4 protein-coding genes are annotated in these 4,300 nt (G+C 33.8%); 2 read left to right on the top strand and 2 right to left on the bottom strand.

All coding sequences use genetic code 11. The annotated features are described in order from the left end of the window. On the bottom strand, positions 1-557 hold a 557-nt coding region (locus ACW8TM_RS10510; RefSeq protein ID WP_491533247.1), incomplete at its 3' end, for an aldehyde ferredoxin oxidoreductase N-terminal domain-containing protein. Positions 558-677: 120 nt separating this feature from the next. After that, the gene (locus ACW8TM_RS10515) at positions 678-2,027 is read right to left on the bottom strand and encodes a M1 family aminopeptidase (RefSeq protein WP_491533248.1); all 1,350 of its coding nucleotides are present in this window, start codon (positions 2,025-2,027) and stop codon (positions 678-680) included. A 120-nt stretch (positions 2,028-2,147) separates the two neighbouring features. On the opposite strand from ACW8TM_RS10515, the gene ACW8TM_RS10520 reads away from it, so the two are divergent. Continuing rightward, positions 2,148-3,446, top strand: coding sequence for a CapA family protein (locus tag ACW8TM_RS10520; RefSeq protein ID WP_491533249.1), 1,299 nt, complete (start codon positions 2,148-2,150; stop codon positions 3,444-3,446). A gap of 30 nt (positions 3,447-3,476) precedes the next feature. Beyond that, complete coding sequence (locus tag ACW8TM_RS10525; protein WP_491533250.1) at positions 3,477-4,286, top strand: prenyltransferase/squalene oxidase repeat-containing protein; 810 nt, start codon at positions 3,477-3,479, stop codon at positions 4,284-4,286. Positions 4,287-4,300 lie beyond the last annotated feature (14 nt).

Consider the following 4,300-nt stretch of genomic DNA (forward strand, 5'->3'; position numbering starts at 1 on the left):
GGTCTTCCACCAGCTCTGCCCTCTTGTGAAACTATAGTTGCATATTTAACAAGATTTTCACCTGCAGGGCCAATTAAAATTATACCTGAATCTTTACCATGAACTTCATAGAGTTTTCTTTCCGCATTAAATGAATCTAAACCCCATAAGTCGCTGGCATCTCTAAACTCAACCTTATCATCTTCAACATATAGATAGATAGGCTTTTCAGCTACACCATCAATAACCACTGCATCATAACCAGCCTTCCTCATATATACTGAAGCGAAGGTTCCAACATTACCATCACCATAACCATTAGTCAACGGACTTTTAGCTGCAACAACCATTTTACCACTACTAGCTAGAGGCAAACCAGTAAGTGGACCAGCAGCCAATATAAGCTTATTCTCAGGTGAGAGAGGCGGTGTACCTGGCTTGAGTTCATCCCATAGAATTTTAATTGCAAATCCCCTGCCACCAATGAAGTTTAATGCTAAACTTGAATCATACTTTTGAATATTCCACTTTTTCTTGGACAAGTCTATTCTAAGAATTCTACCATTCCAACCATACATATGATTCACCATTTAAAAGATAGAAAAGAAAATTTAAAAGCATTTAGAAACAACTAGAATAACTTCAATATAACATAGAGAGAAAGCATGACTTAAAAATACGAAGAATATTCAAGTGGATTACTTGTAACTCGAGATTACTTCATCTATTGGAACTCTGTTAATCAAGAATTGAGCTGGCCTATTACTATATAAACATTCAAAAATGAATCGATTAAGCTTTTCTTCACAAATAGTTATTACTAGCTTCTTAAAAACTTCCATAGTAACTTTATCTTCACTATAATTTTTAGTTAGCGTTTTAATTAATATTTTAAAATTCTCATCTCCAACTAACTGGTGTAGCATATAAAATATGAAGGCTCCAATATAATATGAAGCATCAGTTAACATGTATTCACCATACTTAGAAATAGGCACTTCAATAAGCTTTGGATTTTTCTCAGCTAATTTAATAAACTTCTCCCTCAACTGTTCTAAGCGCCTATTAAAATAGTCTTCCCCAAGAAAATTTCTTTCAGCCAGCAATTGAAGATAAGTTGCAAGACCCTCATCAAAAAATCTTGAAATATACTTTTCACCACTTTTAACATACCATAAATGAGCTATTTCATGATATAAACCTGAAATTTTACTTGGGTCTTTAAAAACCTCAGCATTAAGTAGCATTCCAGTTAAATCAGATTGACTACCCCAATTATCAGGAATTTCAATAACAGTGTATCCGGCCCATTTAGGTGGATAATCAAACCAATCAACATAAAATCTTAAGGTTCTCTTCAATTCATTTAAAATTCTAGTTGCCTGTTCATAATCCTCATCAAATACAAAGACATGTAAGTCATCTTCAACATCATGAAGCTCCCTAAACTTAGCAATTGCAAAGTCAATTCTATAGCTTGGAAGCCTACTCTCATAAATGTACAATACTTTTTCATCAAACTCAATCTTATTAACCAACCATCCACTATTAGCAACTACATAGTTTTTGGGAACTCTAATTTTTAATTTATAGTTAAACTGCTGAGAAGTAATTATTGGAATATCTTCTTTAAACTTTAATGTACCTATAATTGGATAACTATAGGCGTCAGGTCTAATGAGAGTGAAGCGCTCATTTATATTATCTTTAATATATTTGAAAATATGTTGATAATCAGCTATTCTTCCCTCATAATTTATAGCTAACCTTACAATATCTCCAGTATTCAATGGTTCCTCGAAAAATACCTCAATAAAGTTGACTTCAAAGCCCTCTAAATCTTCAAGGCTAGTTAACCTTTCATTAAACTCTACACGTCTACCAATACATTTAATCAAGTTTAATTTTAAGCCTCTATTTAATAAGAAAGCAACCTTGTTTACTGGAACATCCAGTCTATTTTCAAGTTTAATACCACAATTAGCCCTCATAAAACCTTTTAAAACATCAATATCAGCATACAAGTCATAAAAGCATATACTTAGCAATTAATTCACCATATAAAATCCATTTAAAATAATATTTAAGTTATCATTAAAGCACAACAATGTATTCATAAAACAAATTAGTTATCTACATATACGAACAACAATACTTCGGGGAATTATATGAGAGAGGTAAATGAAAAATTAACTTTAACCCTAACTGGAGACTCCTTCATAGCAACAAAAATGTCAATTTATAAGGAACCAGAATTCCTAAAAATAATAGAAATTATTAGAAGTACACAGGTAAGATTCACAAATCTAGAAGTACTAATAAATGACTTCAAAGGCTATCCAGCAGCACAGAGTGGTGGAACATACGCCGCAACAGAAAGCTATATTGCAGATGAACTAAAATGGATGGGCTTCAATATGGTTAGTAGGGCCAATAATCATGCCATGGACTATAAAATTGAGGGAATGATAGAAACAACAAGAAACTTAGATCGAGTTGGAATAGTTCATGCAGGAGTTGGCATGAACTTAGGTGAGGCAAGATCTCCAGCCTACCTGGAGACAAGTTGGGGGAGGATTGCTTTAATATCAGCGACATCAACTTTTCCAAGAGAAGCGAGAGCAGGTGCATCAAGACCAGATTTACAAGGAAGACCTGGAGTAAATCCATTAAGATATAGTGTAGAATATACCATACCAAAGGAAGTCTTCGAAGCACTCGTCAAAATATCTAGACTCCTAGGATATAAACCCAGAGAAGACATAGATACCATTAGACTATTTGGAAACAAATTCATAAGAGGTGATGAAATTAAAGTTAACTTTAAAATCAATAAGCAAGATGAAGAGGGAAACTTAAAAGCAATAAGAGATGCAAAGAAGATGGCAGATTTCGTAATATTCTCACTACACTGTCATGAAAGATACCTAAGCCTAGAAAAACCAGCACCCTTCATAGAAGAATTCGCGAGAAAATGTATAGATACAGGGGCAGACCTCTTCGTTGGACATGGACCCCACATATTAAGGGGAATAGAAATTTACAAGGGAAAGCCGATATTCTACAGCCTAGGCAACTTCATATTCCAAAATGACCTAATCAAAAAACAACCAGCAGACCTCTATGAAAGATATAAGCTAGACTGGAAAGCAACGCCATCAGAACTCTATGATGCAAGGGAAAAGGGAATACCAGAGCTAATAAAAATGGGATTCAAATGGTTCACCGCAAAGCCAGAATACTGGGAAACAATATTAGTCCACTGCACCTTCAATAAAGGTAAATTCGAAGAAATAAAGCTATACCCAGTAGATCTGGGATTTAAAAAACCAAGACCAAACAGAGGAAGACCACTACTAGCAAAAAAAGAAAAAGCATTAAAAATACTCAAAAACGTCAAAAAATTATCAAAGCTCTATGGAACAAAAATAAAAATTGAAGAAGAAACTGGGAGAATAAAGCTATAACCATCACAAAGCCACATCAAAGTGATATAAATGCTTAAAAAAGAAATCCTAATTGAAAAATTAATGGAAATTTTAATAGAAAACATTGAAAAACTACCATTAACAGACCTCTACTTAGCTCATCCAATAATAAAATCAAGAAAACATAAACAACACTTTAAACCAATATTACACGCATACCTAAAAAAGAAGAGCATAAATGAAATATGCAAATTAGTTAACTCAGCCGCTCTAACCCTTCTCACATACCATTTAATTGAAAAAACCCATCCAAACTCACACATCATTCTAAATTGGATAGAAAATCAGAGACTCAATGATAGCGGCTGGAATTGGAAACCAAAACACCTAAAACCTCAGAAAAGCGAAGCATGGTGCACTGCACTAATACTAGCAACCTATAAATGTATTGGCAGAAAAGTAAATTTAGAATCCACAATCAACTTTCTGAAAAAAGACTGGGAATATAATAAATGGAACCTCGCACCAGAAATAGTTTTAACATATCTTAGCTACGCTAGATATAGTAAGAATGATAAATTAGTAATTGAACCAATTAAACACCTAATTAACACACAGCTGAAAAATGGTGCATGGCCAGGATACTCTCCAAAAACAGCAAAGGGAGGAATATTTAGAACATGCATAGTACTCAACGCTTTAACATCAATGAAACTTGGACTAGAAGAAGAATGCATTAGGAATGGCCTAAAATTCATAAAACCAAAAATACCGCGAATATTAAATGCTAAATGGGGAGGAGTCCTAATACACGCACTTTATGGATTAACAAGTACACTTCAAAACCCAAATCTTCAGCAAAACACTACAACGACCTGAAATTGAAGACACTG

It is taken from the genome of Candidatus Culexmicrobium sp. (assembly GCF_058356305.1).